We start from the raw sequence: 26,503 nt of genomic DNA, 5'->3' as shown, positions 1-26,503 counted from the left end.
GACGCCTCGTTCTCAGAGACCCCGGCACACGAATCGAGGAGTACACCGTGAGCAAGCCCGGACAGACCGTCGAGATCCCTCACCTCGGGGGATCTACCGTCGGGTACACCTTCGGCAAGCCGTACGACCCCGCACTCCCGACGCTGGTCCTGATCAACTCGTACACCACCTCGGCCGAGTTGTACCGGCCGCAGTTCGCCGACCCGGAGCTCGGGTCCGCGGCCAACCTGCTGGCCCTCGAACCCTACGGGCACGGCCGCACGAGGGCGGCGTACCAGCACTTCACCTACTGGGACAGCGCGGTCGCGAACCTGCAGGCCCTCGAGGCCCTCGGGATCGACGAGGCCTTCGTGCTGGGAACCTCGCAGGGCGGCTGGGTGGCGGTCCGCATGGCGCTGCTCGCCCCGGACGTCGTGAAGGGCCTCATCCCGCTCGGCACATCGATGGACTTCGAGAGCCCGCGCAGCCGCGAGCTGGGGTGCTGGGACGGGATAGCGTCCAACACTCCGCTCGTCGACGCCCTCGCCGACCCGGTCGGCGAGGACTGGGTCGTGCCGGACGAGGTCGTAGACGCCGTCCTCACCGCGGCCCTGGGCGGCGTCTCGGCCGAGGAACGCGAGTTCTGGCTCACCGCCTACCGTGCGAACTACACCGGTGACGCCGGACGCCACCGTCTGCGCCTCAGCACGGTGAACCTGCGGGACCGCGACGGGCTCCACGGCAGGCTCGACGAGGTCCGCTGCCCCGTCCTGTGGCTGCACGGCACCGCGGACCAGGTGTACTCCGTGCCGAACGCCCAGGAGGAGATCCGGATGTTCACCCGCTCCCCCGAGGCGCGCCTGGAGATCATTGAGAACGGGCAGCACTTCCTGAGTGCCTCGCATCCCGCGGAGGTCGGCTCCGCAGCGATCGAGTTCCTGAAGCGCTGGGCCTGAGCCTGAAGACACCTGTGCGTCGGCGGGTTGCTCTTCTGCCTGATTGCTGATCAATCCGGGCGGAATGGACGGGGAGGTGCCCGGGACCGGGCCGCCGGGCACCTCTGAGTGATGGCGGTCCCGGCTCCGAAGAAGGCCGACGCCGCCCGTTCCTGAGCAGCCGCACGGGCACAGCCCATGGCGTGCGGCTGTGCGGGACGACAGGAGCTGTGGTGCTCACGAGGAGGCATCGAGGTTCAGGCCGTCCAGCACGGTGACGAGCCGATCGCGGGCGTCGGGGGCGAGGCCGCGCAGCGGCAAGGGGAGATTCGTCTCGGAGGCAAGGCCCAGGTGGGAGGCGGCACCGGAGATCACGCGCAGGCTGCCGTGATGGCGGAACAGCTCCCACAGCGGTTGCAGCCGATCGGACAGGGCCGTGGCCCGTTCCGCGTCCCCGCTCTGGGCGGCACGGGTGAGGGCGAGCGCGGTGCGGGGAAACAGCCCGCCGACGACCGAGTACCACGCCCCGCACCCGGCCGTCAGCCCGGTGGCCGCCGCCCAGTCCCCGCTCACCCCGATGCTGACGGTGTCCGGGACCAGCGCCCGCAGCGCCTGAACGCGCTCCTTCGCGGCGGCCGCCTCGTCAGGCACGGGCGGGATCTTGATGGCGGCAACCTGGGGCAACCCGGCGATGCGAGCGTGGAGTTCATCGGTGAAGTGGACGTGGGTGGTGTTCGGGTTGTCGTACACGCACAGCGGAACGGACAGCTCGCGGGTGACGTCCTCGTACAGTCCGAACACCTCGTCCTCGGTCAGCGGCTGATACGTCATCGGGGCCAGCAGCACCGCCGACGCGCCCGCCTTCTGGGCATCCTCGGCCAGCGCGAGGACCTGTGAGGTCCGCAGCGCGCCGATACCGACGATGACGGGGGTCCCTTCGGCGGCCTCGACGGCGATCCGCGCGGCCCGGGCGCGCTGCTCGCGGGAGAGATAGGCGTAGCTTCCGGTGGACCCGAGCGCACCGATCGAGTCCACCCCCGCGGAAGCGAGGCGCGCGACAAGCCGGGCGTACGCCTGCTCGTCGATGCCCGACTCGCTCATGGGGGTCAGGGGGAAGGCGCTGAGACCGGTGAACATGGCAGGAGGTTCCTTTCGCGGAGTGACATGGCCTGGTGCGTTCGGCCGGGGGCGGGCGGCGGTTGTGTTCAGGCGGCGTCCGGGTGGTCAAGGACGGCGGCGAGGTCGGCGGCGAACTCGCGGGCCCGTTGTTCGGTCAGCGTGGCGGTGGTGACCCGGAGGGCCTGGCGGTCGGCCTGTGCGGTGGCGAAGAGGTCGCCGGGCCTGACCAGCCAGCCGCGCCGGGCCAAGGCGTCGACGACCGGCCGCGCCTGTGTGTCCAGGTCGATCCACACGTTCAGCCCGTCGGGCCGGTAGGCGGCCGGTGTGCCGATGCCGCAGGCGTTGATCTCCTTCATCAACCGTGCGCTGCGCTCGGCGTAGGCGGTGCGCGCCTGTTCGCGCTGCGCCCGCGCCTTCGGATCGAGGAAGAGCTCACGGGCGGTGTGCCGCAGCGGATGGCTCACCCACATCGTCCCCGCGCTCAGCCGCGTCTCGAGGCGCCGGGCGGTCTCCTCGCCGGCGGCCACGAGGGCCAGGCGCAGGTCCGGGCCGAGGAACTTCGACACCGAGCGCACCAGGGCCCAGGCGGCCGGCCGCGGCGGGGTGATGCGGTGGTACGGCACGGTGGAGACGGCCGAGAAGTGGTCGTCCTCGATGATCAGGACCTCCGGGTGCTCGGCCAGGATCGCGCGCAGCTCCGCGGCCCGCCCGGCGGTCAGGCTCGCGCCGGTCGGATGGTGGGCGCGCGGCGTGCACACCACCGCCCGCGCGCCACTCTCGAGAGCGGCGCGCAGGGCCTCCGGGCGCATCCCGGCGTGATCGACCGCGACCGGGGCGGTGCGGTAGCCGTTCAACCGCACCGTGCCGATGGTCCCCAGGAAACACGGGTCCTCGACCGCCACCGCATCGCCACGCGTCAGGTACGCGTTCAGCAGCCGCTCCGTCGCGTCCGCCGCGCCGTTGGCCACCAGAACCCTGAACGGTTGGCCCGCGATGTCCTCGGCGTATCCGTCGGCCGCCCACTCGGCCAGCCCGGCATCGACCGCCGGCGCGCCGTACAGCGGCTGCCGATACTCACCGCGCCGGGCCGCCGCGAGCACATCGGGCAGCAGCTCGGGATCAGGGTTGCCGCTGGCCAGGTCGATCAGCCTGCCGCCGAACCCCGCGCCCTCGCCGGCCAGTTGAACCATCCCGGCCACCATGGTTCCGCCACGGCCATGTGTCGCGGCCACACCGGCAGCCACCAGCTGCCGGTACGCCGCCGCCACCGTGTTCCGGTTCACCCCCAGCTCGGCCGCCAGCGTCCGCACCGGCGGGAGCAGATCGCGCGGCACCAGCTCGCCCGACGCGATCAGATCTCGCACACTGCCCACGATCTCCGTCGCCGTCGTCTCGCTGATCGGCACGATCACCGCCTCCACTGCACAGCTGAACACTTTGTCCTATGTCAAAGATAAGTTTGGCATAGGACAAAATGTAATCCTGTGCCTTCAGGTACACCTCCGTGACCCCGGCCTACGCTGTGCGCGCCGCGCTCCTGGCCGTTTCCGACCGGAAGCCGTGGCCGACCTGGGGAGCCAGGCCGTGATAGTGGCGGAAGTTGTAGATGAGCGGGCTCCAGGGGTGACACGCGGAGGCCGCACGACCTCGGAGCGAGCCGGTGTGAGTCCGGCGGCGGAGAACTTGTCCGGCTCGTACCGGTGCACCGTCCGCTTGCTCCAGCGGCGCGAGGCGCTCCACGTGTTCCCACAGGTCCGGCGAGGCGACGCTGGTCGCCAGGTGGCCGTTCCATACAGACGGGTCTGGGTCACGGTCGCCGCATCAGGGGTGTTCCCGGTGGCCGGGTGACTGAAGACGAACTCGCCCCCCGTGGCGTGGCGGGGCGGGGCGAGCGGCCCATGGTGCCCGGAGTGCGGGGCGGGACCGCCCGTCGCAGGACACGGTCCGAGCGCATAGTCGGCACGGGGCCGGCCTGCTGAGGGTGAGGGTTGCGGGGGGGGACGCGGGGACGCCGAGCGCGCTCTCCCTGACGCAACGGCTCACTCAGCCCGGCCTCCCACGCGCGGGTCGACCGGTGTGAGAACTCCGAGCCGGTCCTCGATCGCCTGGGCCGCGTCCAGGCACAGGTCCTCCCGGAACGCGCGCCCGACGATCTGCACCCCCAAGGGGAGCCCGTCGACCACGCCGGTCGGTACGGCCACACCGGGCACGCCCACGAAGCTGGTCACGCTGCACAGGCGCATTCCCGACCCGACCCGGTCCCGGCCCGCCCTGTCGCGCGACTCCAGCCCCGGCTCGACCGGTGGCTCGGTGAACGACGGGCCGAGCAGCAGCGGGTACGTGTCGAGGAATTCGGCCCACGAGCGGCGAATGGTCATCCAGGTGCCCATCAGCTTCATGAACTCGTCCGCGCTTGCGGGCGGGGTCTGCTCCATCGCCATCTCGATGTAGCGGTCCCCGCCTTTGCCGAGCAGTTTGCGCACCACCGGCCAGGTCGGGGCGAACTCGGTCACGGTGATCCGGCCGTACGCCTCGAGAGCCTCGTCCATCCGCGGTACGTCCCGTACCTCGCGCACGTCGTATCCGGCGTCGCGGAGCGCATCGGCCGCGGTCTCGATGGCTCCGCGAACCGCGGGGTGGACGCCGTGCCCGCCGGGGTCCGCCACGACCGCGACCTTCACCGGTCCGGGGAGCGCTTCGCCGTACGCGGGCACCGGTACGGCCCGTGGGTCTCGCGGATCGGTCCCGGCCAGCACCTCGTAAGCCAGCCGTAGGTCGCCCACGCTCCGGGCCAGCGGGCCGTCGGTGACCAGTATCTGGGACGCCGGGCCTGGGTCGTCCGGGCCGAGAATGCGGTGGTCGGCGGGGAACCGGCCCGTGGACGGCTTCAGCCCGGCCACGCCGCAGAACTGGGCCGGGATGCGCACCGATCCCCCGGAGTCGTTGCCGAGCCCGAGCGCCGCCATGCCTGTGGCCACGGCCACCGCGTCGCCCCCGCTGGAGCCGCCCGGGGTCCGGCTGCTGTCCCACGGATTGACCGTGTCGCCGAACAGTTCGCTGCGCGTGTGCATCCCCGCCAGGATCAGGGTGGGAATGTTGCTGTGCCCGATGGGGATGGCTCCGGCCGCGCGCAGCCGCGCCACCGGGGGCGCGTCGGCCGGCGCCACCAGATCGCGGAAGCGCTCCGTGCCGAACGTGGTCGGCACGCCTTCGACGGCGGTGCTCTCCTTCACGGTGAACGGCACGCCCGCGAGCGGCCCCAGCGCTTCACCGGCGGCCCGCCGACGGTCTGTTTGTGTCGCGGCCTCGCGTGCACGCTCCGCCAGGAGCTGTGTGACCGCGTTCACTTGTGGGTTGACCTCGGCGATGCGGTTGAGGTGGCTGTCGACCAGTTCGAGTGCCGAGACGTGTGCGCCGCGCACGGCCTCCGCCTGGGCGGCGGCCGACATTTTCCACAGGGCGTCCTGCATGGCCTTTCCTTCCTCCCCTACGTACCGATGCGCTTGCATCGGAACCGCAACCGTACCCTGGTACCGATACGAGCGCATCGCATAAAGTGCGCTGCGAGCAGAGAACCGTGGAGCAGGGAGGCGACCGGGCATGCCCAGGCAGGTGGACCACGTGGGCCGACGCCGCCTCATCGCCGAGGCCGTCTGCCACCTCGCCGACGAACGTGGCCTTGAGGGCGTGACCCTTCGCGACGTCGCCGCTCGCGCGCAGGTGTCCATGGGCGCCGTTCAGCGGTGCTTCCGCACCAAGGAAGAGATGCTCGTATTCGCTCTTGGGCACGTCAGCGAGCGGATCAGCGAGCGCGTGCAGGCCCGCCTCGTCAGGAGCCCGGCCCAGTCCGCCGGCACCGCCCTGGGCCACGCCGCCACCGAGATCTCACTGCTCAGGGAAGAACACCGCGCCGAGGCCCGGGTCTGGCTCGCCTTTGTCGCGCAGGCGGCTGTCAGCAAGGCGCTCGCCGAGACGCTGAAGGCGAACTACGCAGCCCTGCAAGAGACGTTCACCCGACTCATCTCGGAAGTCGGCGAGGGCGCTGGCCGCGCCGTGCCTCTCGAACCAGCGCGCGAGGCCCGCGCCCTCCTCGCCCTTGCGGACGGCCTCACCACGCACGTCCTCATCGGTCACCTCACCCCGCAAGAGGCACACGACGTCCTCCACGAACACCTGACCGGCCTCTGGGAGCGACCGGTCCCGTCCCCGTCGACGGAATCACCACCACCGGGATGACCCATGGCGAACTCGCCGACCTGCGCCGCCGTAAGATCGGGATCGTCTTCCAGCAGCCCAATCTGCTGCTCTCGCTCACCGCCGCCGAACAACCGCAGGTCATGGCCCGGATCGATGGCCGCTCCCCCGCCAAGGCCCGCGGCCGGGCCATGGAACTACTCGATGCCGTCGGCCTCGCCGACCGCGCGCACCGCCACCCCCGCCAACTCTCCGGCGGCCGGCGTCAGCGCGTCGACATCGCCCGCGCCCTGATGAACAACCCCACCATTCTCCTGGTCGACGAGCCCATCAGCGCCCTCGATCATGAACGCGGCGCCGCCATCATCGACCTGATCACCCGCCTCACCCGCCTCACCCGCCACCAGGCGACCGCCACAAGCTTATGACCGGCCAGCGGGGTTGGTCTCGTCGGCCAAGGCGGTTTCGTTCGCCGCGATGCCGACGAAACGACGTATGGCTTCAACGGGCATGTCGAGCCCCTCAGAGGCGGAGCGTTCGTCGCCGAACACCTGCACCGCCTCTGCGACAGCAACGGCCAGTTCGGCTTCTGCCTTGCGGACCTTGACCTCGGCCTTGTCAACGGTGTCGACCACCGACAGTTGGCGACGCTGCTTCTCTTGGAGTCGCTGCTTACGGGACGGCGTCTTGTCAGAGTTCTGCACAGTCACAACCAAGATCATAAACGGGCCTGTGTGCACATGTGAAATCGGTAACTCCGTCTCCTTTAGCCTCGATTCCTGGTCCGGCAGACGGCCCCGCAGACCGGCGGAGCAGTCCGCCTCCGACTCGGCGACGTCCCCGTCGACCTGCCCGCAGGGCGCGATTCGCCGCAGCCATGCTGTCCTCGGCCGGACAGACTCTCCCTGGCTGTTCTCCGGCGGTCAGCCCGGCCGGCCGTTCAGTACCGGGGGCGCGCCGCCGATCGGCGCGCCCGCACACCGAGCCGCCATTGGGTGCCGAAGACCTTGGGCGATCAGGGTGAGCAGCGCGTGTGTCTTACCGCCCGCCACCGGCGCGCCAGCTATGACGGGTTTGGTCACCCCGGGCTCGCTGGTCGCCCGCGGCCGGGGCGCCCCGTGTCACACCCATCTCCTCCGTGAAGGGATCAACCGTGGCTGCATCTGTCAGGATCGACGGCCTGCCGGCCGGGTACAGCGTGGACCGCGCCTACTGGCTGGCTCAGGCATCCGACCTCGCTTACAAGGACGAGGCCACCATCGAGCAGCAAGCCCGTGCGTGGGGCTTTACGACCATCCGCCACCACCGGACCCGCTTCACCCCGCCCTTCCCCCTCGAAGACACCCAGGCTTACACCCTGGCCAGCGAGACCATGATGGTCACCGCGTTCCGCGGTACGGAACCGGCCCAGATCAAGGACTGGCTCTCCGACGCCACCACCCCACCCTGGCCCGGCCCCGCGAACACCGGCTACGTCCACTACGGCTTCGCCGAAGCCCTCGACTCCATCTACCCCGACCTCAAAGACGCCCACGCCCAGCTGCGCGGCAACGGCCAGAGCGTCTACTTCACCGGCCACAGCCTCGGCGGCGCACTGGCCATGATCGCCGGCGCCCGCATGTACCTGGAAGACCCCCGGCTCACCGCCGACGGCGTCTACACCTACGGCCAGCCCCGCACCTGCGACCGCCTGCTGGCCGCTGCGTACAACAAGGGCTTCAAAGAACGCATGTACCGGTTCGTCAACAACAACGACATCGTCCCCCAGCTCCCGCCCGAGCCCGCCTACACCCACGTCGACGCCCTGCGCTACATCGACTCGGACGGCACAGTCCACGAGTCCATGTCCCTCCTGGGCGGGCTCACCGACCGCATCAAAGGACTCACCGCCGACCTCTTCGCCCCCGCCAGCGACGGCGTACGCGACCACTCCATCCACAGCTACCTCGCCGCCCTGGAAAAGAACGTCACCTGATCCTTCAGGCTCCGCAGCAACACAGGCCCGCTGGCCTGGGCCGGCGTCCAGGCCATGCAGAACTCTCGGTTGGGGCCCGGCCGGTTCTGGGTCGGCGGAAGTGACATCGCGACGCTGGAGCCCAACCTGCGATGCCCTCCCGAGCAGGCCATCCATACCCCGAGCCAAGCGCAGGTCGCACAACCGGCCCGGGTTCGCGGTCCGTGTAAGGGGCCCGCCACCTACTGAACCGGGGCCGATTCCCGCCGTGCCGGGGCCGCGCGTCAGGGTTCGATGAGAAGGCCCTGGATGAGGCCCTCGCTGAGGGTGAAGCGGTAGTGCAGGTCCACAACCCCGCCTGGGAAGTTGCCCTCAAGGTGGTGTGTGGCGACGTAGTGGGTCGTGTCGATCTTCAATGCCCCGGTGAGTTCGATCGTGTACGTGTATTCGCCGGCGGAGCGGGTCAGCCAGGTCTCGATCGCCAGGGCACCCCGGTGGACCCTGCCCTCGTCGGTCACGGTGGCGTCCGAGTGGAAGGCGCCGAGTGCGGCGGCGGTGTCTTTGCCGCGGTGGGCTTCCAGATAGCGGGTGATCACCTCGGGCAGGGCGTTGGGGGCGATGTTCTGAGGCTGCTCGGTGTGCATGGCGGCTCCTGGGAGTCGGAGGGTTCATACGGTGGGGATGGTGCCGCCGTCGATGACGTGCTCGGCGCCGACGATGGCGGAGGCGCGGTCGGAGGCGAGGAAGGCGACGAGTTCGGCGACTTCTTCCGGACGGTTGGGGCGGCCCAGCGGGATACCGCCGAGGGAGTCCATGAGCTGGTTCAGTGCCGCTTCGTTGGTGGTGCCGGCGTTCTCGGCCATCCGGGCGACGAGGTGGTCAGCGGCGGCGGTCTGGACGAAGCCGGGAGCAACGGTGTTGACACGGACGCCGTGCGGGGCGACCTCGTTGGCCAGGCCCTTGCTGTAGGTGCTCAGCGCGGACTTGGCGGCGGCGTAGGCGAGGGTGCCGTTCCACAGCGGCATGCGGCGCTGGATCGAGGAGACGTGGATGATGACGCCACGGCCCGCTTCGATCATGGCCGGCAGCAGGCCACGGTCCAGGCGGACGGCGGCGAGGAGGTTGACGTTGAGTTCCCTGGCCCAGTCGTCCTCGCCGAGGGCCGCGTATCCGCCCGAGGGTGCTTCCGAGCCGCCCAGGTTGTTGACCAGGATGTCGACGCCGCCGAGGCGGTGGAGGGCTTCCTCGATCACGGTGGCGGCACCTTCGGGGGTGGCCAGATCCGCGGTGATGATGTCTGAGGCCGCGACGCCGTCCGGGCGGCTGCGCGCGGTCACCAGCACGGTGGCGCCGGCCTGGGCCAGGCGTCGGGCGACGGCCGCACCGACGCCTTTCGTGCCGCCGGTGACCAGGGCGCGTCGGCCCTCCATGGATTCGCTGATTTCGCTGACGGGTGTGGTCATGACGGGTTCCGTTTCGGTGTGCGGGCAGGTGTGAACACCGCGCCCACCATTACTGCTAAAATAGAAGCTACTAACTTCGACTTTAGCAGTAACTCTGCGGAGGTGGCTAACCTTGGCAAGCCGCATCAGGGCGGAAGACCTCGAATGCCCGCTGTCCACGACCGTGCAGCACGTCGGCGAGTGGTGGACGCTGCTGATCCTCCACGACGCTTTCGACGGCTACACCCGCTTCGACCAGTTCCAGGAGAACCTCGGCATCTCCACCAGCATGCTCACCGCACGCCTCAAGACTCTGGTCGCCGACGGCCTGCTGGAGCGCCGCCCCTACCAGACCAACCCCGTCCGCTACGAGTACGTCCTGACCGACCTGGGCCGCTCCCTGCGCCCGGTGATCATCACTCTGGCGGCTTGGGGCAACTCCCGCCTCGCTCCCGAGCAGCGCAGCATGATCCTGATCGACACCGGAAGCGGCGAAGAAGTCGACCCCGTGGTTGTCGATGCCAAGAGTGGCCGCCGCCTCGACGACGGCCACGCATACATATTTGCCGCCGGCCCCGCCGCCAGCCCCGCCATGAGGGCCCGCTACACCCGTACCAACGCGACCACAGCCGATGCTGCACGCACCACTTGACGTTCGTCTCGCCAACAGGCGTTGAAGCACTCCCCCTGCACGTTTTCCCAGTCGGCCCTGCCGATGTGGAGGATGGCCTGAGGGAAGTGAGGGAGCCCCCCGGTGTGATCGAAGTGGTCGTGGGTGAGAACCACATGGGTAACGTCCTCCGGGCGCTTGCCCACCGTGGCGAGCTGGTCGATGACGGACTTTCCCCGCTCGCAGCGGGCGATCGCGAAATCGCGGATGTCCCCGTAGACCGCCTCCCGCCCATATTCCGGCCCGCCGAAGCTCTCCGGGGCCAGCCCGGTGTCGATCAACACGAGACCCTGTTCGTGCTCGATCAGAAAGGTGGGCACGGAAAGGTCGCGGATGCCGCTGCCGTCGACCATGACGTCGCCGGCGGCCATGTACAGATGAGCGCCGTCCAGCGCGTGGAGGGCGGTGGCGGACATTTTTTGATGCGCCCCCTTCGCTCGCCGAGACGGTCACCACCGGGAATGTGGTGCCGGGTCGTGTGGTTGAAGGGGACGTCTGACATGGCCGAGTCATTCGAGACTCGGGTGGTGGCGAAAGGAGTCCCCCATGGCACGCAGCACCACGCGGCCCGTCGTCAAGCTGAGGTCGACGGCCGGTACCGGAGTCACCTACGTGACCCGCAAGAACCGTTTGAACGACCCCGACCGGTTGGTCCTGCGCAAGTACGACCCGGTGGTCGGCGAGCACGTCCTGTTCCGCGAAGAACGTTGACACCTGCCTCCGTCGTCCGGCGACGGAGGCCCCCTGAGGAGGCACAACCCATGAGGTCCGGCATCCACCCCATCTCCCGCCCCGTTGTCTTCCGCGACCGCGCATCGGGATTCCAGCTGCTCACCCACTCCACCATCGACGCCCGGCAGACGGTCGAGTGGGAGGACGGCGCCACGTATCCGGTCGTTGACGTTGAGATCTCGTCGGCGAGCCACCCGTTCTACACCGGCACCTCGCGGGTCCTGGACACCGCTGGTCGGGTGGAGCGCTTCGAGCGGCGCTACGGCCGCACCGCTCCCATTCGCCACTGACGGCCGGACCCGTTCGATCCTGGAAGGGGACCACGATGAAGGTACGCAAGTCCTTGCGCTCCTTGAAGACCAAGCCCGGCGCCCAGGTGGTGCGCCGCCGTGGCGTGACCTTCGTGATCAACAAGAAGGACCCACGCTTCAAGGCCCGCCAAGGCTGACCGCTCACCCGTCGGCAGACTCACGGCCCGGCACCGCGCACACGGTGCCGGGCCATGGTCGGTCCTTCGCTGGCGCGCACGGCCCATCGCCTGGAAGTGGACCTACCCATCCCGTCGTCCGGGCCGACCACCCAAACCAGAGGCCCTGCGCCACGGCTCTGATCGAGCGGCGCCCTCCCGGTTTGACATCCGCAGGTTTTCCATTATCAGCCCGATATTTCAGCCGGCGCCGCGAGTCTGCGCAGTCGGAAATAGTTACAGTCGGCAGTTTGGGCGACCTCCAGTTCAATAATTCCCCCGCCTCTGCCATATTCCGCCGCATGCCCTCGCCCGCTCTATTGGGTCTCCAGTTCCCCGATCCGCGCCAGCGTCGTTCCCCTCTTCGGGCATACCCACACCGCCGTGTCCGTGCGGACTGTCGCCGTCAGCGGATGCGTGTCTGGGTGCGTCGGGCACTGTGGCCAGACCGCCGATGCGCCTTCGCTCCACAGTGCCTCCACCGCCCATTCCTGGACCTGATCCGCCAGGTTCGCCAGCCGCTCTGCGGCGGTGCCACCAGGTGGTGAAGTCAGGCCCTGGCCCGAACCGTCCGGGGCGAAGAGCACGATCCCGTACGTGTCGTCCGCACGTATCCGCGGCTGCACCGCGCACTGCGCCTGGAGGTCCCGCAGGACCGTCTCCAGAGTTTCGGCGAATTCCATGTCGTCCACTGGGGCTCCTGATCACATCGCAGAGGGCTGTCCCGCAGTCTCCACTGTCCCTGAAGCTTGCGGAGGATCTTTTCCGGCCCGGGCCCCCGTTTCAGCGGCCGCCTCAATCCCTGCGCTGCGGGACGGGCAGCGAGCGGTGGAAAAGCGGTGGACAAAGATCGCGCCAGCGGCAGACTGACCCCTGTGAAACGACTGCCGGTGGATGTGGAGAGCGTCACTACGCGGTTGGTACGTCGATTCGGCCCCCAGGTTGCCGAATGGTGCGCTGACACGCCGGATCTCATCGCGCGGCTGACGTCCCAGTGGGGACTTTCGCTCGGTGAGTCCCTCCCGGACGGTGCTTCGTCGGTCGCGTTGCGGTGCCGTTGGCCCGACGGCACGCCTGCGGTGCTGAAAATCAGTCCGGAGCGGGCCCTTCTGGCCGAGCAGGTCGAAATGCTGAGGTGGTTCGCTGCCTCGGGCCGGGTGCCCTCTGTGCTGGCCGTCGACGAGGAGGCGGGTGCAATGGTGTTGGAGGAGATCGTGCCCGGAACACCGGCGGAGGACATGCCTGCTGCTTCGCTTCCGGAACAGTGGTCGGATCTGCTCGCCGCCTTGCACGGGGTCGCTCCGCCTCCGCTGCCGACGCGTGTGCTGCGTGGGCGGTGCGAGGAGGCCTTCGCCCGGGTCGGCAGGCGGCTGTCCGAGCCTGCGATCAGTGCGCGGATGGACGTCACCGCGTGGGACAGGGCCATCCAGCGGTGCGAGCGGCTGCTGGACACGGAAGGGACAACCGTGTTGCTCCACGGTGACCTGCACCTGGGCAACGTCCTCGACGGCGGCCCGGACCGCGGTCTTATGGCCATCGATCCGAAAGCCTGTGTCGGTGATCCGTGCTTCGACGCTGTGGACTACGTCCTGGCCGGCGCCGGGCTGGAGGGCGTCGAGACCCGCTGCGCGCGCGTGGCGGCGGCGTGCGGGCTCGATGGCGACCGGCTCCATGCCTGGAGCCAGGTGATCGCGCCGTTTGCGGCCATCGCTCACCTCGGTGACGGTGGTGAGAAACCGGTGATCGATGAACTGCTCGCGTTGACACGGTGAGCACACCCGGTCTTCCCCATCGCCTCGTGCCCCGCGCTCCGCTGGGGACGGAACACCCTTCGCTCAACCTTTGGTGAGACAAGCCAGCTGATGTTGCGGGCATCGTTCACTATGCCGAACGATTAGTTCAACACTCTAGCTGAGTTCGTTATACTGAACGTATGATTCGTTCTACTGGGATCAGTCGAGACGCTGTACAGATCAGCACCTATCTCGATGACACCTACCTGGAACAGGCCGATACGCGGGTGATCGCAGTCGGCCACCGGGACGGGGCGCCGTGGGTGGCTGTCGAGCACTGTCCGTTCCATCCGCAGGGCGGCGGCCAGCCCGCCGACCGGGGCTGGCTGGAGGACGCGAAGATCGTTCCGGTTCGGGACCGCGAGTCGGGGCTGATCGTGGCGATGGCGCCGGAGGGCGGCAGCCTGCCTCTCTTCGCCGAGGGGCAGCAGGTACGGGCGCGGATCGACCCGAAGGCGCGCATGGCGCATGCCGCGCTGCACACGGCCGGACACCTGGTCGAGGCTGTGGGGCGGATGCAGGGCTGGGAGATGGTGAGCAACAACCACTTCCCAGGTCAGGCGCGGATCGAGTTCCAGGTGCCGGAGACGGAGACGCGGTTGGCCGATCCGGATGGCCGGGGTGAGGCGACCGCCATCCTGCGGGCTTCGGTGGCGGTGGCGATCGCTGATGATCTGCCCGTCTTCGCGCGGTACGAGGGCGAGGGGCGGCGCGTGGTGCACCTGCACGATCTGCATGCCGCGCCGTGCGGGGGCACCCATGTGCGCAGCCTCGGCGATCTGGCCGAGGTGGTCCTGCCGACACTGAAGGTCAAGAAGGGGCGCGTCCGCGTCTCCTACACCGCCGCCCACCGGAGTCTTTGATGGCAGCCTCTGTGTCCGGTCGGCAGCCGGCGAGCAGCACCGCCGCCGCGGTCGGTACGAAGATCCGCCTGCGCCGCCGGCAGCGCGGTATGAGCGCGGCCGAGATGGCCCGGCGCGCCGGGCTGAGCAAGGCCACGTTGTCGCAGTTGGAAGCGGGCAGGGGCAATCCGACGATCGACACCCTGGACGCGATCGCCATCGCGTTGAGCATCCCGCTCGCCGACCTGCTGGCACGGGAGGCCGACACCGGCCCGGTCTACCGGCCCGGTACGGTCGCCGAACCCGGCGAAGTCTCCCGAGAGCTGCTGCGCCGCATCAGCAGCGGCAACAGCCTGGAGATCTGGCGCCTGCGTGTTCCGCCCGAGACGGAGCTGGCCGGCGTGCCCCACGCCACCGGCACGACCGAGCACCTGCTCGTCTCGACCGGACACATGACCGCCGGTCCGGTCGACGCCCCGCAGGACTTGGGCCCCGGCGACATGCTCGCCTTCGCCGGCGACGCCCCTCACTTCTACCGCACCGACACCGAGCCCGCGGACATCACCGTCGTCCTCGCCTCCCCCATCAACACCTGAAAGCCAGAGAACCCTCCCCATGAGCACCACCGCAGTCACCCCGTCCGGCCGCGCCTTCATCAGCGACAACATGGCCGGCGCCTCACCCGAGATAGTGCGGGCCGTCGCCGCGGCAGCGGCCGGGAACGCCCCGCCCTACGGCAACGACCCCTTCACCGACAGCGCCCGCCGCAAGCTGAGCGAGATCTTCGAACGGGACGTCGATATCTTTCCCGTCTCCACCGGAACCGCCGCGAACTGCCTGGCGCTGGCCGCCCTCACCCCGCCCTGGGGCAGCGTGCTGTGCCACCCCGACAGCCACATCAACAACGACGAATGCGGCGCGCCCGAGTTCTTCACCGACGGCGCCAAGCTCGTCACCGTCCCCGGCGACGAAAGCAAGATCGACCCCGACGCCCTGGGACCGGCGGTGCGCCGCCGGGCCGGCGACGTACACAGCGTCCAGCCGTCCGTGCTGAGCATCAGCCAGGCCACCGAAAGCGGCAGCGTCTACACCCTCGACGAGATCCGCCGCCTGGGCGTCATCGCCAAGGACGCGGGACTGCGCGTCCATATGGACGGCGCGCGCTTCGCCAACGCCCTGGACCATCTCGATGCCACCCCGGCCGAGATGACCTGGAAGGCCGGCATCGACCTGCTGTCCTTCGGCGCTACCAAGAACGGGGCCATGACCGCCGACGCCATCGTCTCCTTCGACCCCGCGCTGGCCACCGAGCTCGCCTTCCGCGCCAAGCGCGCCGGTCAACTCGCCTCCAAGATGCGCTTCCACGCCGCCCAGCTCGACGCCTACCTCACCGACGACCTGTGGCTGGGCAACGCCCGCCAGGCCAACACGATGGCCGCCCGGCTCGGCGACGGCCTCAAGGCCATCCCCGGCACCGAACTTCTGGGCAGCCCGCAGGCCAACCTCCTCTTCTGCCGCCTGCCCCGGCACACAATCGAGCAGCTTCTCGCGGAGGGCTACACCTTCTACCACGACCGCTGGGCGCCCGGGATCGTCCGGTTCGTCACCTCCTTCACCCACACCCCGGACGACATCGACCAACTCCTCGACGCGGTCCGCCGCCACACCCCATGACGCTGATCGAATCGGGCGACAGGGGCCTCCGACCGGATTCCGACGCCCACAGGCTCGGCCCGGTTCTCATCCGTCCGCAGCCTCATCAGCGGCGCCGGGGGCGACCGCGAGGACCTTCCGCAGTTCTCTTCGGCTGGTCACGCCGGTCTTGCGGTAGACCCGGTAGAGGTGGTTGTCGACGGTCCGCACGGTGATGCCGAGCTGCCTCGCGATGTGCTGGCTGCTCTCTCCGGTGGCGGCACGGCGTGCGATGTCGCGTTCCCGATCGGTCAGCTCGGGCGTTCGGCAGGCGGCGATGGCGGGGGTCGTGACGCCCTCGCAGTGGTGCGCGAGTCGGTGGCATCGGTCGGCGGCCCGCTGGGCGTCCTGCGCACTGCCCTTGCGTAACCACAGGTCCGCCGCGTGCCCGGCGGCCTCGGCGGCGTGGAGGCGCATGCCGATGGTGTCGAACGCGGTGCAGACCTGCTCCATGGCGGCCGCGTCTCGGGTGGCGAGTGCGTCGGCGTGTTGGGCATAGATCCTGATGTGCGGGGTGTCCGAGGCGGTGGCGAGCTCCATGAGCCGCCCGGTGACGGCCGCGGGACGGCCGAGCCGTACGGGTATGTGCAGCAACTCCGCTTCCCAGAGCTGGACGTGCTCGCGCCGCGCGTCGTCGGCCGCGCGCATCGCCTGTCGCGTGGCGTCGCGTACCCGGCCCTGAACGGCCAGGATCCATGGCCGGGCCATCGAGAAGGCCGGGATGTGGAGGATGCGGTAGGACTCCACGCGGGCCAGGTGCGCCTGGTCGAGCAGCGTCTGCGCCTTGGCCGTGCTGCCGGTCAGCGCTTCGATGGTGGCCCACTCGCCGAGCAGCAGCGCCTGCTGGCCCCAGGTGGTGTCGTCGCGCAGCGTGGAGGCCGCCTCCCGCATGTGCCGCCGGGCCGATCGCAGACGTCCCCGGCGGGCGGCGATCCTGCCGAGGTAGAACTGCCAGGCGCCCTGACTGCCGACCCAATGGACATCCTGTGCGTGCTGGTACTGGGCGGTGGCGGTGGCTTCGGCTTCGTCCAGTCGACCCGCGAAGGCCTGCGCGGTGGCCAACCAGCTCAGCAAACCGGCTCGTAACATCGGCAGGTCGTCCTCGCCCGGCAGTATCGGCAATGCCGATTCGATCAGTTGCAACGCGGCACCTGGCCGTCCGTGGCAGAAGTGATCGATGCACTCCGCGTAGTGGATCCGCACGGCTGTGCGCGGGTTCGGTGATCCACCTTGCCGTGCGCGGGCAATGGCCTGCGTATATGCCGGCCAGTCGGCCTGCGCCGCGAGCAGGACGGCCTGTAGCGCCGCCAGTTCCGCACACGCGGCGCTGTCGCTCATCGCCTGTTCGGCGCGGCGCAGCAGGTCCAGTGCGTCGGAGGGCCGGTCCAGGGACAGGTACATGTTGGCGGCGCGCAGTTGCACCGACCGCAACTGATCGCGATCGGGCGCAACGGTGTGCGGCAGGCCGCTGTGGGCCTGCTCCGCCTGCGCACCGTGCCCGGTGTGGCCGAACGCAACAGCCAGTGCCCGCCGGGCCGGCGCGCCGCCGCCGGCGTCACAGGCCGCCTTGGCCAACCGGGCCGCCAGAGTGAAGTCCATGGTCATGATGGCATGGCCGGCCGCGGAGAGCAGAAGCTGCGGATCGGTGAGATCGCCGGCTTCGAGCCGCCAGCCGCCGACGCGTGCAAGGTCCTCGCGTCGGCGCATGCCCGTCCGTTGGACCGCCGCGGCCAGATCCCGGCAGTACCGCCGCCGCCGGTGAGGAGGCGTCCGCCGACGCAGCACCTCCCCGTAGAGGGGATGGGCCAGCCGTACCTGTGCGCGCCAGCCGTCCTCCTCGTTCGTGATGAGGCTGCGGCGGTCGAGTTCGTCCATCACCGCGGCGCCGGTGAGCTGTTCGAGGACCGTCACACCGAGCGGTTCCCCGAATGCCAGCAGTTCCGCGGCGCGCGACACGTCCGAAGGGAGCTGTCCGATACGGCGACTCACCAGATCGATCAGTTGCTCACTGACATCCAACGCCCCTTGCCAGCGCCACACCTCCGCTGTGACCGCCAGAGCCCCGGAGGCCAGCCCCGCGTCCGCGAGCTGCTGCAACCACAGGGCATTGCCGCCGCTGTACTTCCACAGCCGGCGCGCGGTCGCGCTCTCCACCGGGCCGCCGAGTGCCCGCTCGAGCAGGAGACCGACGGAATCCGGGCTCAGCTCGGGCACGTCGACCCGGCTGGCATAGCCGCCGCGCAGCAATGCCGTGATCGCGTCCGGCATCGGCACACCGGAACGTGCGGTGACAACGATCCGGATGCCGCCACGTACCGCCAGTTGCAGCAGCAGGGAGGCGGATCCGGTGTCGAGCAGGTGCACGTCATCGACGAACAGGATCTGTCGTCCTCCGCGGGCATGGGCAAGCAGCGCATCGGCGAGGATCCGCAGAAGATTGGGGCGCCCCTCGGCAGCGGGTAGCGTCGCCGGCAAGAGGTGCGCCATCGCCCCGAAGGGGATCTGCGAGGCGCTCTGGGAGGCCGGTGCCGCCAGTACCCGCCCCTGCGATGCGGCGGCCCGGGACAGCAGCTCGCGGGCCAGCCGGGTCTTGCCGACACCGGCGGGACCGGCGATCAACAGAGCAGGCCGCTCCGGGTGCTCCAGCAGCGAGAGCAACTCGGCCAATGTGTGGTCCCGGCCGGTGAGCGGCCAAGACCCCGGAGACGGACCCGGGCCTCCCAGCGGCGCCGGACGCTGTTCCCGATCTTCCATCGAGCCCTCCTGCGCGGACCAGCCCCATCCTCGGGCCCGGCGGGCCCATGGCCAGGATTGAGTATCAGATTACTCACGACACGACGTCGCTCCGGGGATAGTTTCCTTCCAGGTGCCCGTGCATGAGGCACGCAAGGGGGGACAGCGCCGCCGGACTCGCCGTCCGACGGCGTCCCCGATCCGATCGAGAGCGCAATCAGCCGCTATGGCAGCCCGGTGTGCGGGCCGTTGCCTGTCTGCACCGGAAGAACGGCATGCCGTATCCGGAATGTGATGGACCGTCGCATGCCCCCCGGGGCGGATACGCATCGCGGCGGACATTGTGACGCACTGTCCATGGAGGGACCGTGAAGGCCAGTACTCGCACTACCGTCCTACGATGCCTCGGAAACCGCCGCAGACAGCGGCGGCTCGGGGCCCTGACCACCGTGCTGTTCGCCAGCACCCTGCAACTGCTGAACCCGACCGGCGCTGCGGCCGCGACCGGCGCCTATAGCTCTTTCGGGGTGGCCGACTGGGACCGCGACCAGCACCAGGACATCATCGCCCGCAACAACGCCACCGGCGACCTATGGCTCTACCCCGGCAACAGCCAACGCGGCTACTCCAACCAAACACCCGTCAAAATCGGCAACGGCTGGAACGGATACACCCCCTTCGGCACAACCGACTGGGACCACGACCAACACCAAGACATCATCGCCCGCAACGACACCACCGGCGACCTATGGCTCTACCCCGGCAACAGCCAACGCGGCTACTCCAACCAAACACCCGTCAAAATCGGCAACGGCTGGTAGACACTTCGTCGCATCGTGCTGGGCACAGGCGGTCCCGGTAGGCCGAGGGTGACGCAGGTCCGCCAAGTCCGTCCGGCCCGGCATTCAGGCCCCTACCTGTCATGTGGCGTCAGGCATTCGCTGCGGATCTCCGATCCCGCGCAGTATGGCCGCGGCCGCGCCGGCGAGGAGCAGGACGAGGATGAGCGGCAGGTAGGCAGCCTGGGCGGACCTCGCCTGGAGGACCGCGCTCGTCGTGGCGCTCCCCAGGACCGCGCCCAGCTGGCGGGCGGTGAAGTAGGTGCCGGAAGCGGTGCCGCGCAACTCCGGTGGGACGGTGCGCAGGGCCGTGTTGTTCAGCGGGACCAGGGCGAGGCCCATGCCGAGGCCACACAGGAGCAGTCCGGGGACGCACTGCCATGCGGGTGCGTCGCGAAGGGTGCGCAGGGCGACGTGCGCCAGGCCGAGGGCCATGCCCAACAGGCCGGACAGCACCAGATACTTGGCGTTCACGCGGTCGGAGAGACGGCCGATGAAGGGGCCCATCGTGGCGGCGATGAGCGCCATGGGCGCGGTGAGGAGCCCGGCCTGTGTGGGTGTGAGGCCGAGGGTGGTCTGGAGGTGGAGGACGAGCGGCAGGAACATGCCGGTCATGGAGAAGCCGAGGGCCGCCGTGATCAGAGCGCTGACCGAGAAATTGCGGTCCCGGAAGAGACGCAGGGGCAGCAGCGGATCGTCACGGGTGAAGCGCTGTGACAGGACGAAGGCGCCGAGCAGGACCACACCGGCGACGATGACCTGGGGCACGGTAACCGGGCCGACGAGCGCGCCCCAGTCGTAGGACCTGCCGTTCTGCACGCCGAACACGATCAGCGTCAGGCCCGCGGCGGAGAGCAGGATGCCGAGCGGATCGATGCGGCGGGCGTGACCGGGTCGCCAGTCGGGAAGCACCCGCAGGCTCATCACCAGGGTGCCGGTGCCGAGGAGGACATTCAGGTAGAAGATCCACTCCCATCCGAGGCGGTCCACCAGGAGACCGCCCAGCAGGGGGCCGGCGACCGTGGCCAGTCCGGAGGTGGCGCCCAGCATGCCCATCGCACGGCCCCGTTCGCCGTCCGGGAACAGGTGGGTGATGAGGGTGAGTGTCTGAGGGGTGAGCAGTGCGGCGCCCAGCCCCTCGATCGCCCGCGCCGCGATCAGCACCTGGATGTTCGGCGCCGTCGCCGCTCCCAGGCACGCCACGCTGAACAGCGCGAGCCCGGCGACGAACAGCCGCTTGGGTCCGTGCCGGTCGGCGAGCCGGCTGGTGAAGAGCATCGGGACGGCATAGGTCAGGAGGTAGACGCTGGTGACCCAGACGACCGCGTTGAGACCGGCATGCAGGTCGCGGACCATGGCCGGGACCGCCACCGACACGATGGACGTGTCGACGACAATCATGAAAAGACCCAGGCAGAGCGCGGTGAGCGCCGCCCGGGCGCTGTGCGTGGGCGAGGTCCGGCGGGAGGCGGGTTTCGGTGCTTCGGTGTTCGTCATGGCTCACTTCGGCCGGTTTCGGCAGGGCTGCTGGGGACGCGTGCGGGCAGGCCGGGCCACGGGCCCGGGGCTGGGGTTCGCCCCGGGCCCGTGGAGTTCGGGGTCCGCGGTCAGGTCAGTAGCGGACCTTGCCGTAGTCGACTTCCTGTTCGGGGTAGCTCTCGGCGCGCCGGCCCAAGTCCCGCATCCGCGCCCGCATCTCTTCGGGCGGGAGGTGGTGGAACGATCCGTGGCCGGGCAGCACCCACTCGAAGGTGAAGGCGTCGGCTCCATGGGTGACGGACGCGGCCAGCGTCTTGATCGAGTCGTAGACGACGCTGTCGGCGACCTCGAGATCCTGCTCGGAGTGGGACCAGAAGAACGCGTCGCCGGTGAAGCAGAACCTGTCGTCGGCCACGAACACCGTGCTGCCCGCCGTGTGGCCAGGGAAGGGGTGGGCGATGACGCCCGGCCCGATCTCCACCGGGTCCTGGCCCCGGATGACCGAATCGGCGTCGGGGCGTGAGTGCAGGTCGCCCTCGTGGATCCACAGGCGCGCGCCGAACGCGTCGGCGTATTTCCGGCCGTGTGCGACGTGGTCGAGGTGGGTGAGCAGCACGTCGGTGATCTCGCCGACCGCTCGCGAGTAGCGCCGGGCGAGCGCGGGACGCCAGCGCGGGGTGTCGATCATCATGGCGGTGCCGTCGGGGCGGCGCAGCAGGTACGAGGTGGCGCCGTAGGTCTGCGGGGAGGCGTATCCGCACAGCAGCACGATGCCGTCCTCGTCGAGGGGCATCGGGTAGGGGTCGGAGTCCTCGCCCCACTGGTCCTGCGGCGGGTGCACGGACCGGGTCGGGCAGGCGTACGCGGCCTGGTACATCTGCCGCACCTCCTCCTCCGTCTCCGGCTGGCGTACGACGGAGGACACGCCGCCGTAGTTGCCGCCCTCCGCGTAGGTGATCATTCCGGGGGCGTACTGGCGGGCGATGTTGCAGTTCAGGCAGCGGTCATCGACGTACCAGCCGTCTCGGGGCCGGGCGTCGGTCTGCGTCGGGGTGTCGGTCTCGGTCTCGGTGGTGCTCATGACTCTGCTTTCTCGGTGTGGGGGGTGCTCAGATGGGTGGCGAAGAAGGTCTCGATGCGCTGCCAGGCGTCGGCGGCGGCTTCCGGGTCGGGGCCCATGCCCATCACCCGGAACAGGGGGCGCAGCGGGCGGGGGCCGACCTCGGCGTCGTTGAGGAAGGAGTGGCCGGCCTGCGGATACTCGTGGACGTCGTGCACGACACCGAGCCGGTCGAGGCTGGTGCGCAGCCGGGCGGCCGCGCCCTGGAGGGCACGGTCGCGCCCTCCGTAGCTGGCGACGACGGGGCAGGCGCCGGCGAGGGCGTCCAGGTCCTTGGGGAGCATCCCGTAGTTGGCGGAGGCGGCCTGGAAGCCACCGCGCCCGGCCGTCATCAGAGCGAAGGAGCCGCCCATGCAGAACCCGATGACGCCGACCGCGCCGGTGCAGTCGGACAGGGCCGCCAGGTAGGCGCGGGCGGCTTCGATGTCCTGGTAGGCGCGCCCGGTGCCGGACAGCGCCGCGCGCATGGTGGGGACCAGGCAGCGCCGTACGCCGCCCTGCGTGAACAGGTCCGGCATCAGAGCGAGGTATCCGGCCCGAGCCAGGCGCTCTACCTGACGGAGCATCACGTCGTCGACGCCGAGTGCCTCGTGGACGACGACCACTCCTGGCCGGGGGCCCGGGCCGGTGGGGCGAGCGAGGTGCCCGTTCAGCCGTCGGGAACCTCCGGCCGGGGCGCTGAGGTGGCACAAGTCGACGTGTTCGACAGGGGGCATGGACTTCTCCGGATCTCCGGGGACGGGGTCACAGGTCGAGGACGAGACGCGGGCCCCGGGCGCGGGAGACGCAGATCATCATCGTCTCGCCGGCCGCCCGGTCCTCGGGGCTCAGGACGGAGTCCCGGTGGTCCGGTTCGCCTTCCAGCACCTCCGTCTCACAGGTGCCGCAGATACCGTCGGTGCACGAGAACGGAGCATCGATCCCCGCCGCCCGCACGGCCGACAACACGGTGTGTTCCGGGGGCACCTGGACGGTGACGCCGGACTCGGCGCAGACGACTTCGAAGGCGGTACCGGCACCCTGTGCCTCCCGCTCCTTCGCCGTGAACCGCTCCATCTGAAGCGCCCCGGTGGGCCAGGCGCGGCAATGCTCCTCGATGGCGGCGAGCAGGGGCTCTGGCCCGCAGCAGTACACGAGGGTGTCCCCGTCGGGCTCGCCGAGGTGGGCATCGAGGTCGAGGAGCCCGTACTCGTCCTGCGGCCGGAGTGACACCTTCTGGCTGTACGAGGCGAGTTGGCTGGTGAACGCCATCGAGGCGCGGCTTCGTCCGCCGTACAGCAGATGCCACGGCGTGCCCGCCGCCTCCACCGCGGCGACCATCGGCAGCAGCGGCGTGATGCCGATGCCGCCGGCCACGAACAAGTACCGACGTGCCGGGCGCAGCGGGAAGTTGTTCCGGGGACCGCGTACCTCGACCCGGTCTCCGGGATGGAGTTTGTCGTGCACGCAGGCCGAACCGCCCCGGCTGTCCGGGGTGCGCAGCACGGCGATGCGCCAGGCCGTGCCGTCGGCAGGGTCGCCGCACAGGGAGTAGGTACGGGTGAGGCCATTGCCGAGCAGCAGCTCGACATGTGCTCCCGGCTGCCAGTCCGGCAACACCTCGCCCTCGGGGTGGCGAAGTGTCAGGGAGATTGTCTCATCGGCTGCTAGGGCCCTTTCCGCGACGACGAGGGACTGCTCGTACGAAGTGGGGGGTGCGCTCAAGGAGGAAGCCCGCTTTCACAGAACTCTGTGCGTCACGGGTCGTCGGCAACAGGAACCGAGGCACGGACGTGACGCAGAACGGTCAGGTCTCGGAGCGTGCGACGGAAGGCAAGGCGACGGACGACGTTTCCAATCTGGACCCTAACGCACACAGGGCCCACGGGTTGCCGAATCGTTATCCTCCAGGGGCGTGCGAGCAGCACGTTCCAGCCGCGCCTTCCCGCCCCACCCCTGTTACTCGGCTCGGTAGAGGGAGGCAATGTCCGTGGCGACGCGGGCGAGTTCCTCGCGAAGTTCCGGCGGTGAGACGACTTCGACATGCGGACCCTGGGACCCCCACAACCTGCTCCGCTTCAACAAGAACATCACCCCCGCCGTCTGAACACCCCGATCTAAGGCCATCAGCATGACCTCCAGCACCTCGTCCCCTTCCCCTCGCATCGCCCTCGTCACCGGAGCCAACAAGGGTGTCGGCCGCACCATCGCCCAGCAGCTCGCCGAACTCGGCATGACTGTCTGGCTCGGTGCGCGGGACCCGGAGCGCGGCAAGCAAGCCGAAAGCGAACTGCGCGACCTCGGTCTCGACGTCCGCTTCATCCGGCTCGACGTCACCGACGAGGCGACCGTCGCTCTCGCCGCCGAGCACATCGGGCGCGAGAGCGGCCGACTCGACGTGCCCGTCAACACGCCGGAATCAGCCGCCCTTGGGACCTGCCCAGCGAGACAGCGGTCGAGGACGTGCAGGACACCTTCGATACCAACGTGTTCGGATACATCAGGGTCACCAACGCCATGCTCCCGCTGCTGCGCCGTTCCGACGCGGGGCGCATCGTGAACATCAGCAGCGTGATCGGTTCCCTGACCGCCGCGGCCGAGAACCACGACCCCACCGGGGCCTTCCCCGACGGCCAGTTCCCTGTGATCCTCAGTCACAGCATGTCGAAGGCAGCGGTGAACTCGCTCACCGTGATGTACGCCAACGAACTGCCTGCCGAAGGCATCCTCGTCAACGCGGTCTCCCCGAACTGGGTCCCGACCGACGCCAACGGCCACTCCGGGATCCTCACCCCGGAACAGGGCGCCCGTATGCCGGTGCGGATGGCCGCCTTGTCCGACGGGGGACCCACGGGAACGTTCACCTGCTCCGATGCCACTGGTGACGGGCTGACCCTGCCCTGGTGACCCGCGCCCTCCTGTGCCGCGGCCTCCAGCGGGCGGCAGCACAGGAAGGCAGCAGCCCGCCGACCGGTTCTGGTTCGCCATCATGTGCGGACTGATACCCCGGCGCCACTGGCGCGAGATCTACCCTGTCACAATCGAACGCGGGCACCAGCGTCTCTATCCCACCCCGACCAGCACTTCCGAGGCGGAGAGCCTATACCCAACTGCTTTCGGTTCCTGAAGGTTTGGGCTTGTGGCGCATCCCGAACAGGAAACGCGTCACCCGCATCCTGCGCACTGCGCACTCGTACACCGCGAGGATCACCGCCAGTGAACCGGCCACGATGCCTGCATACTTGACCGCGGACGGCACGGACCATCCCACCACTGCGTAAGCGAAGGCGACCACGACGGGTTGGTGCAGTACGTACAGCGGAAGCGCGGCGACGGTGAGATACCCCCACACCGGCTTGCTCCCGTCCGCGGCCTGCCTGCCCTCGCGAGGTTCACGGGGCCGGTCCAGCAGGCCGAGGATCGCCACCACCAAGCACCATCCCGCCACCCCGAACAACGCCCGGGTGAACATCGCGAACCCACTCCGCGCGGTGAACGGATCGCCCTCCGCCAGAAAGCCGGGCGCGGTCCCGGCGAACAGGACGAGCCCGAGCACGCCGACCGGTACGGCCAGGCGGCGTATGACGGCGCGGATCCGCTCGTCGCCGGCCCATGCGTAGCCACAGAGGAAGAACACCAGGTACGCCCAGCGGTTCCAGCCCGCGTAGTCCTCCTCCATACCTGCCAGCGCATTGAGCAGGGCGAGCGGCAGCGCGGGCAGCAGGAGCAGGACGGGCCAGCGGGTCACCGCGGATCCCGCATGCTCGCCGCCGTCTTGCACCGCCGCCGCGACGGGTGCCAGGAGCAGGCAGAAGGCGAGGAGGAGGACGACGAACCACAGATGGCCGGTCTCGAAGTAGCGGCCGCTGAGGACGAAGGGGAAGTCATCGGGGTCCGGGTGGACGGTCAGGAAGCGCGGCCAGAAGTGCCAGTACGACTCGTGGTAGCCGGGGTCGGCGGCCCGCTGCCGCAGCCACTGCGGCAGCGGGTTGAGGGCGAGCGTCGCGAAGACGAGCGGGATACCCAGGCGCAGCAGGCGCTCGCGGGCGAACCCAGCCCGGCCACGGCGGCGGATCGAGTGCCAGGCGCCGAGGCCGGCGACAAGGAACAGCATGGGCATGGCCCACACCACGCCGAACCCGGCCAGGACGGTGACGGCGCCGGTCGTCTGCGCGTTCTTGACGTAGAAGTCGTCGTCCGGGGAGAAGACGAGGGCGGCGTGGAAGAAGACCAGGCCCAGCACAACGAGGGCACGCAGCGCGTCCAGTTCACCGCGCCGGGCAGCAGCCGTCGACCGCTCGGCCTCCGGGCCCATACGGCCCCTCCCTCCATGCCCCGCCCCAGTGTGGCGGAGCGCATCCACGGAGGACAGGGCTCCGCCGGAAGGAGACAGCACGGCCCCTGCCCTCGATCTGAAGGTGCTTCTGCCCTACGGCCGAACCGGGCCGATCCGCCAACTTCCCGAAGAGCCAGCGTGCCGAGGACCATGGCGAGACCCGCGTCTCCGCCGGGACTTGCGCTGCTGCGGACCGCGA

General features: G+C 69.6%; 28 protein-coding genes and 2 pseudogenes. 15 read left to right on the top strand and 15 right to left on the bottom strand.

Going from position 1 to position 26,503, the window contains the following annotated elements; all coding sequences use genetic code 11:
- The first annotated feature begins 47 nt into the window (after positions 1-47).
- Positions 48-935, top strand: coding sequence for an alpha/beta hydrolase (locus ACH4S9_RS17075; RefSeq protein WP_358843501.1), 888 nt, complete (start codon positions 48-50; stop codon positions 933-935).
- A 216-nt stretch (positions 936-1,151) separates the two neighbouring features.
- Here the strand turns inward: ACH4S9_RS17075 and ACH4S9_RS17070 are convergent, their stop codons facing one another.
- The 4 genes and pseudogenes from ACH4S9_RS17070 to ACH4S9_RS17055 all read right to left on the bottom strand — a co-directional run bounded on the left by ACH4S9_RS17070 (position 1,152) and on the right by ACH4S9_RS17055 (position 5,503).
- The gene (locus ACH4S9_RS17070; protein ID WP_398372579.1) at positions 1,152-2,051 is read right to left on the bottom strand and encodes a dihydrodipicolinate synthase family protein; all 900 of its coding nucleotides are present in this window, start codon (positions 2,049-2,051) and stop codon (positions 1,152-1,154) included.
- A gap of 68 nt (positions 2,052-2,119) precedes the next feature.
- Positions 2,120-3,439, bottom strand: coding sequence for an aminotransferase class I/II-fold pyridoxal phosphate-dependent enzyme (locus tag ACH4S9_RS17065; protein ID WP_398372577.1), 1,320 nt, complete (start codon positions 3,437-3,439; stop codon positions 2,120-2,122).
- Between the two features lie 321 nt (positions 3,440-3,760).
- Positions 3,761-3,987: pseudogene (locus ACH4S9_RS17060) on the bottom strand (transposase); the annotation flags it as partial.
- An 85-nt stretch (positions 3,988-4,072) separates the two neighbouring features.
- The gene (locus ACH4S9_RS17055; protein WP_398372575.1) at positions 4,073-5,503 is read right to left on the bottom strand and encodes an amidase; all 1,431 of its coding nucleotides are present in this window, start codon (positions 5,501-5,503) and stop codon (positions 4,073-4,075) included.
- A gap of 130 nt (positions 5,504-5,633) precedes the next feature.
- On the opposite strand from ACH4S9_RS17055, the gene ACH4S9_RS17050 reads away from it, so the two are divergent.
- The gene (locus ACH4S9_RS17050) at positions 5,634-6,269 is read left to right on the top strand and encodes a TetR family transcriptional regulator C-terminal domain-containing protein (protein WP_311721503.1); all 636 of its coding nucleotides are present in this window, start codon (positions 5,634-5,636) and stop codon (positions 6,267-6,269) included.
- A pseudogene (locus ACH4S9_RS17045) lies at positions 6,230-6,652 on the top strand (ATP-binding cassette domain-containing protein); the annotation flags it as partial. The gene ACH4S9_RS17050 and the pseudogene ACH4S9_RS17045, both read left to right, overlap by 40 nt.
- Here the strand turns inward: ACH4S9_RS17045 and ACH4S9_RS17040 are convergent.
- Entirely contained in the window at positions 6,650-6,937 is a 288-nt protein-coding gene (locus ACH4S9_RS17040) for a hypothetical protein (RefSeq protein ID WP_311721502.1), read from the bottom strand. The pseudogene ACH4S9_RS17045 and the gene ACH4S9_RS17040 overlap by 3 nt on opposite strands.
- Positions 6,938-7,380: 443 nt before the next feature.
- Here ACH4S9_RS17040 and ACH4S9_RS17035 point away from each other — a divergent pair, with 443 nt between their 5' ends.
- Positions 7,381-8,202, top strand: coding sequence for a lipase family protein (locus ACH4S9_RS17035; RefSeq protein WP_398372572.1), 822 nt, complete (start codon positions 7,381-7,383; stop codon positions 8,200-8,202).
- A gap of 263 nt (positions 8,203-8,465) precedes the next feature.
- Here the strand turns inward: ACH4S9_RS17035 and ACH4S9_RS17030 are convergent, their stop codons facing one another.
- The gene (locus ACH4S9_RS17030; RefSeq protein WP_398372570.1) at positions 8,466-8,825 is read right to left on the bottom strand and encodes a nuclear transport factor 2 family protein; all 360 of its coding nucleotides are present in this window, start codon (positions 8,823-8,825) and stop codon (positions 8,466-8,468) included.
- A gap of 24 nt (positions 8,826-8,849) precedes the next feature.
- Positions 8,850-9,644 (bottom strand): SDR family oxidoreductase, encoded by a 795-nt coding sequence (locus tag ACH4S9_RS17025; RefSeq protein WP_398372568.1) that lies wholly within the window; start codon positions 9,642-9,644, stop codon positions 8,850-8,852.
- 112 nt (positions 9,645-9,756) lie between these two features.
- Between ACH4S9_RS17025 and ACH4S9_RS17020 the strand changes: the two genes are divergently transcribed.
- The gene (locus ACH4S9_RS17020; RefSeq protein WP_398372566.1) at positions 9,757-10,275 is read left to right on the top strand and encodes a winged helix-turn-helix transcriptional regulator; all 519 of its coding nucleotides are present in this window, start codon (positions 9,757-9,759) and stop codon (positions 10,273-10,275) included.
- Here the strand turns inward: ACH4S9_RS17020 and ACH4S9_RS17015 are convergent.
- Positions 10,227-10,709 carry an MBL fold metallo-hydrolase gene (locus ACH4S9_RS17015; protein WP_398372564.1) on the bottom strand — a complete coding sequence of 161 codons (483 nt, stop codon included), beginning with the start codon at positions 10,707-10,709 and terminating at the stop codon, positions 10,227-10,229. The genes ACH4S9_RS17020 and ACH4S9_RS17015 overlap by 49 nt on opposite strands.
- 130 nt (positions 10,710-10,839) lie before the next feature.
- Between ACH4S9_RS17015 and rpmG the strand changes: the two genes are divergently transcribed.
- Genes rpmG through ykgO form a run of 3 tightly spaced genes read left to right on the top strand, consistent with a single transcriptional unit; the run spans position 10,840 to position 11,473 of the window.
- Positions 10,840-11,004, top strand: a complete 165-nt coding sequence (rpmG, locus tag ACH4S9_RS17010; RefSeq protein WP_311721496.1) for a 50S ribosomal protein L33 — start codon at positions 10,840-10,842, stop codon at positions 11,002-11,004.
- Between the two features lie 50 nt (positions 11,005-11,054).
- Positions 11,055-11,315: a type B 50S ribosomal protein L31 gene (locus ACH4S9_RS17005; protein WP_311721495.1), complete on the top strand. Its 261-nt coding sequence runs from the start codon at positions 11,055-11,057 to the stop codon at positions 11,313-11,315.
- A 35-nt stretch (positions 11,316-11,350) separates the two neighbouring features.
- Complete coding sequence (gene ykgO, locus ACH4S9_RS17000) at positions 11,351-11,473, top strand: type B 50S ribosomal protein L36 (protein ID WP_030322549.1); 123 nt, start codon at positions 11,351-11,353, stop codon at positions 11,471-11,473.
- A 335-nt stretch (positions 11,474-11,808) separates the two neighbouring features.
- Here ykgO and ACH4S9_RS16995 read toward each other — a convergent pair whose 3' ends face one another.
- A complete protein-coding gene (locus tag ACH4S9_RS16995; protein WP_398373003.1) occupies positions 11,809-12,174 on the bottom strand; it encodes a hypothetical protein in 366 nt (121 codons plus the stop codon).
- Positions 12,175-12,387: 213 nt separating this feature from the next.
- Between ACH4S9_RS16995 and ACH4S9_RS16990 the strand changes: the two genes are divergently transcribed.
- The 4 genes from ACH4S9_RS16990 to ACH4S9_RS16975 all read left to right on the top strand — a co-directional run bounded on the left by ACH4S9_RS16990 (position 12,388) and on the right by ACH4S9_RS16975 (position 15,800).
- Entirely contained in the window at positions 12,388-13,263 is an 876-nt protein-coding gene (locus ACH4S9_RS16990; RefSeq protein ID WP_398373001.1) for an aminoglycoside phosphotransferase family protein, read from the top strand.
- A gap of 161 nt (positions 13,264-13,424) precedes the next feature.
- A complete protein-coding gene (locus ACH4S9_RS16985) occupies positions 13,425-14,147 on the top strand; it encodes a metal-dependent hydrolase (protein WP_398372560.1) in 723 nt (240 codons plus the stop codon).
- On the top strand, positions 14,147-14,722 hold the full coding sequence (locus ACH4S9_RS16980; RefSeq protein WP_398372558.1) for a helix-turn-helix domain-containing protein: 576 nt from the start codon (positions 14,147-14,149) through the stop codon (positions 14,720-14,722). Before ACH4S9_RS16985 ends, ACH4S9_RS16980 begins: the two co-directional genes overlap by 1 nt.
- A gap of 19 nt (positions 14,723-14,741) precedes the next feature.
- Entirely contained in the window at positions 14,742-15,800 is a 1,059-nt protein-coding gene (locus ACH4S9_RS16975) for a threonine aldolase family protein (RefSeq protein WP_398372556.1), read from the top strand.
- A 66-nt stretch (positions 15,801-15,866) separates the two neighbouring features.
- On the opposite strand, the gene ACH4S9_RS16970 is transcribed toward ACH4S9_RS16975, so the two are convergent.
- Positions 15,867-18,572: an AAA family ATPase gene (locus tag ACH4S9_RS16970; protein ID WP_398372554.1), complete on the bottom strand. Its 2,706-nt coding sequence runs from the start codon at positions 18,570-18,572 to the stop codon at positions 15,867-15,869.
- A gap of 428 nt (positions 18,573-19,000) precedes the next feature.
- On the opposite strand from ACH4S9_RS16970, the gene ACH4S9_RS16965 reads away from it, so the two are divergent.
- Positions 19,001-19,372, top strand: a complete 372-nt coding sequence (locus ACH4S9_RS16965; RefSeq protein ID WP_398372552.1) for an FG-GAP repeat domain-containing protein — start codon at positions 19,001-19,003, stop codon at positions 19,370-19,372.
- A gap of 99 nt (positions 19,373-19,471) precedes the next feature.
- Here ACH4S9_RS16965 and ACH4S9_RS16960 read toward each other — a convergent pair whose 3' ends face one another.
- The 4 genes from ACH4S9_RS16960 to ACH4S9_RS16945 all read right to left on the bottom strand — a co-directional run bounded on the left by ACH4S9_RS16960 (position 19,472) and on the right by ACH4S9_RS16945 (position 23,693).
- The gene (locus ACH4S9_RS16960; RefSeq protein ID WP_398372550.1) at positions 19,472-20,887 is read right to left on the bottom strand and encodes a DHA2 family efflux MFS transporter permease subunit; all 1,416 of its coding nucleotides are present in this window, start codon (positions 20,885-20,887) and stop codon (positions 19,472-19,474) included.
- Positions 20,888-21,002: 115 nt separating this feature from the next.
- Complete coding sequence (locus ACH4S9_RS16955) at positions 21,003-21,950, bottom strand: 4Fe-4S domain-containing protein (protein WP_358843519.1); 948 nt, start codon at positions 21,948-21,950, stop codon at positions 21,003-21,005.
- On the bottom strand, positions 21,947-22,705 hold the full coding sequence (locus ACH4S9_RS16950; RefSeq protein ID WP_398372547.1) for a dienelactone hydrolase family protein: 759 nt from the start codon (positions 22,703-22,705) through the stop codon (positions 21,947-21,949). The genes ACH4S9_RS16955 and ACH4S9_RS16950 overlap by 4 nt, the downstream gene beginning before the upstream one ends.
- Before the next feature lie 28 nt (positions 22,706-22,733).
- Positions 22,734-23,693 carry a PDR/VanB family oxidoreductase gene (locus ACH4S9_RS16945; protein WP_398372545.1) on the bottom strand — a complete coding sequence of 320 codons (960 nt, stop codon included), beginning with the start codon at positions 23,691-23,693 and terminating at the stop codon, positions 22,734-22,736.
- Positions 23,694-24,099: 406 nt separating this feature from the next.
- Between ACH4S9_RS16945 and ACH4S9_RS16940 the strand changes: the two genes are divergently transcribed.
- Together ACH4S9_RS16940 and ACH4S9_RS16935 are read left to right on the top strand one after the other, a co-directional pair.
- Positions 24,100-24,528 (top strand): SDR family NAD(P)-dependent oxidoreductase, encoded by a 429-nt coding sequence (locus tag ACH4S9_RS16940; protein ID WP_398372543.1) that lies wholly within the window; start codon positions 24,100-24,102, stop codon positions 24,526-24,528.
- Complete coding sequence (locus ACH4S9_RS16935) at positions 24,432-24,875, top strand: SDR family NAD(P)-dependent oxidoreductase (RefSeq protein WP_398372541.1); 444 nt, start codon at positions 24,432-24,434, stop codon at positions 24,873-24,875. Before ACH4S9_RS16940 ends, ACH4S9_RS16935 begins: the two co-directional genes overlap by 97 nt.
- A 193-nt stretch (positions 24,876-25,068) precedes the next feature.
- Here the strand turns inward: ACH4S9_RS16935 and ACH4S9_RS16930 are convergent, their stop codons facing one another.
- Positions 25,069-26,283, bottom strand: a complete 1,215-nt coding sequence (locus tag ACH4S9_RS16930; protein ID WP_398372539.1) for an acyltransferase — start codon at positions 26,281-26,283, stop codon at positions 25,069-25,071.
- Positions 26,284-26,503: the final 220 nt, after the last annotated feature.

This window comes from Streptomyces sp. NPDC021225 (assembly GCF_044332865.1).
Taxonomy (GTDB): Bacteria; Actinomycetota; Actinomycetes; order Streptomycetales; family Streptomycetaceae; genus Streptomyces.
Note: the sequence above shows the minus strand (reverse complement) of the source record. Positions and strands in the feature narration are given on the sequence as shown.

Coding starts and splice junctions, on each gene's coding strand:
- ACH4S9_RS17070 (WP_398372579.1), bottom strand. CDS start 2,051: ATGTTCACCGGTCTCAGCGCCTTCCCCCTGACCCCCATGAGCGAGTCG.
- ACH4S9_RS17055 (WP_398372575.1), bottom strand. CDS start 5,503: ATGCAGGACGCCCTGTGGAAAATGTCGGCCGCCGCCCAGGCGGAGGCC.
- ACH4S9_RS17050 (WP_311721503.1), top strand. CDS start 5,634: ATGCCCAGGCAGGTGGACCACGTGGGCCGACGCCGCCTCATCGCCGAG.
- ACH4S9_RS17030 (WP_398372570.1), bottom strand. CDS start 8,825: ATGCACACCGAGCAGCCTCAGAACATCGCCCCCAACGCCCTGCCCGAG.
- ACH4S9_RS17025 (WP_398372568.1), bottom strand. CDS start 9,644: ATGACCACACCCGTCAGCGAAATCAGCGAATCCATGGAGGGCCGACGC.
- ACH4S9_RS17015 (WP_398372564.1), bottom strand. CDS start 10,709: ATGTCCGCCACCGCCCTCCACGCGCTGGACGGCGCTCATCTGTACATG.
- rpmG (WP_311721496.1), top strand. CDS start 10,840: ATGGCACGCAGCACCACGCGGCCCGTCGTCAAGCTGAGGTCGACGGCC.
- ACH4S9_RS17005 (WP_311721495.1), top strand. CDS start 11,055: ATGAGGTCCGGCATCCACCCCATCTCCCGCCCCGTTGTCTTCCGCGAC.
- ykgO (WP_030322549.1), top strand. CDS start 11,351: ATGAAGGTACGCAAGTCCTTGCGCTCCTTGAAGACCAAGCCCGGCGCC.
- ACH4S9_RS16995 (WP_398373003.1), bottom strand. CDS start 12,174: ATGGAATTCGCCGAAACTCTGGAGACGGTCCTGCGGGACCTCCAGGCG.
- ACH4S9_RS16985 (WP_398372560.1), top strand. CDS start 13,425: ATGATTCGTTCTACTGGGATCAGTCGAGACGCTGTACAGATCAGCACC.
- ACH4S9_RS16980 (WP_398372558.1), top strand. CDS start 14,147: ATGGCAGCCTCTGTGTCCGGTCGGCAGCCGGCGAGCAGCACCGCCGCC.
- ACH4S9_RS16975 (WP_398372556.1), top strand. CDS start 14,742: ATGAGCACCACCGCAGTCACCCCGTCCGGCCGCGCCTTCATCAGCGAC.
- ACH4S9_RS16970 (WP_398372554.1), bottom strand. CDS start 18,572: ATGGAAGATCGGGAACAGCGTCCGGCGCCGCTGGGAGGCCCGGGTCCG.
- ACH4S9_RS16960 (WP_398372550.1), bottom strand. CDS start 20,887: ATGACGAACACCGAAGCACCGAAACCCGCCTCCCGCCGGACCTCGCCC.
- ACH4S9_RS16955 (WP_358843519.1), bottom strand. CDS start 21,950: ATGAGCACCACCGAGACCGAGACCGACACCCCGACGCAGACCGACGCC.
- ACH4S9_RS16950 (WP_398372547.1), bottom strand. CDS start 22,705: ATGCCCCCTGTCGAACACGTCGACTTGTGCCACCTCAGCGCCCCGGCC.
- ACH4S9_RS16940 (WP_398372543.1), top strand. CDS start 24,100: ATGACCTCCAGCACCTCGTCCCCTTCCCCTCGCATCGCCCTCGTCACC.
- ACH4S9_RS16930 (WP_398372539.1), bottom strand. CDS start 26,283: ATGGGCCCGGAGGCCGAGCGGTCGACGGCTGCTGCCCGGCGCGGTGAA.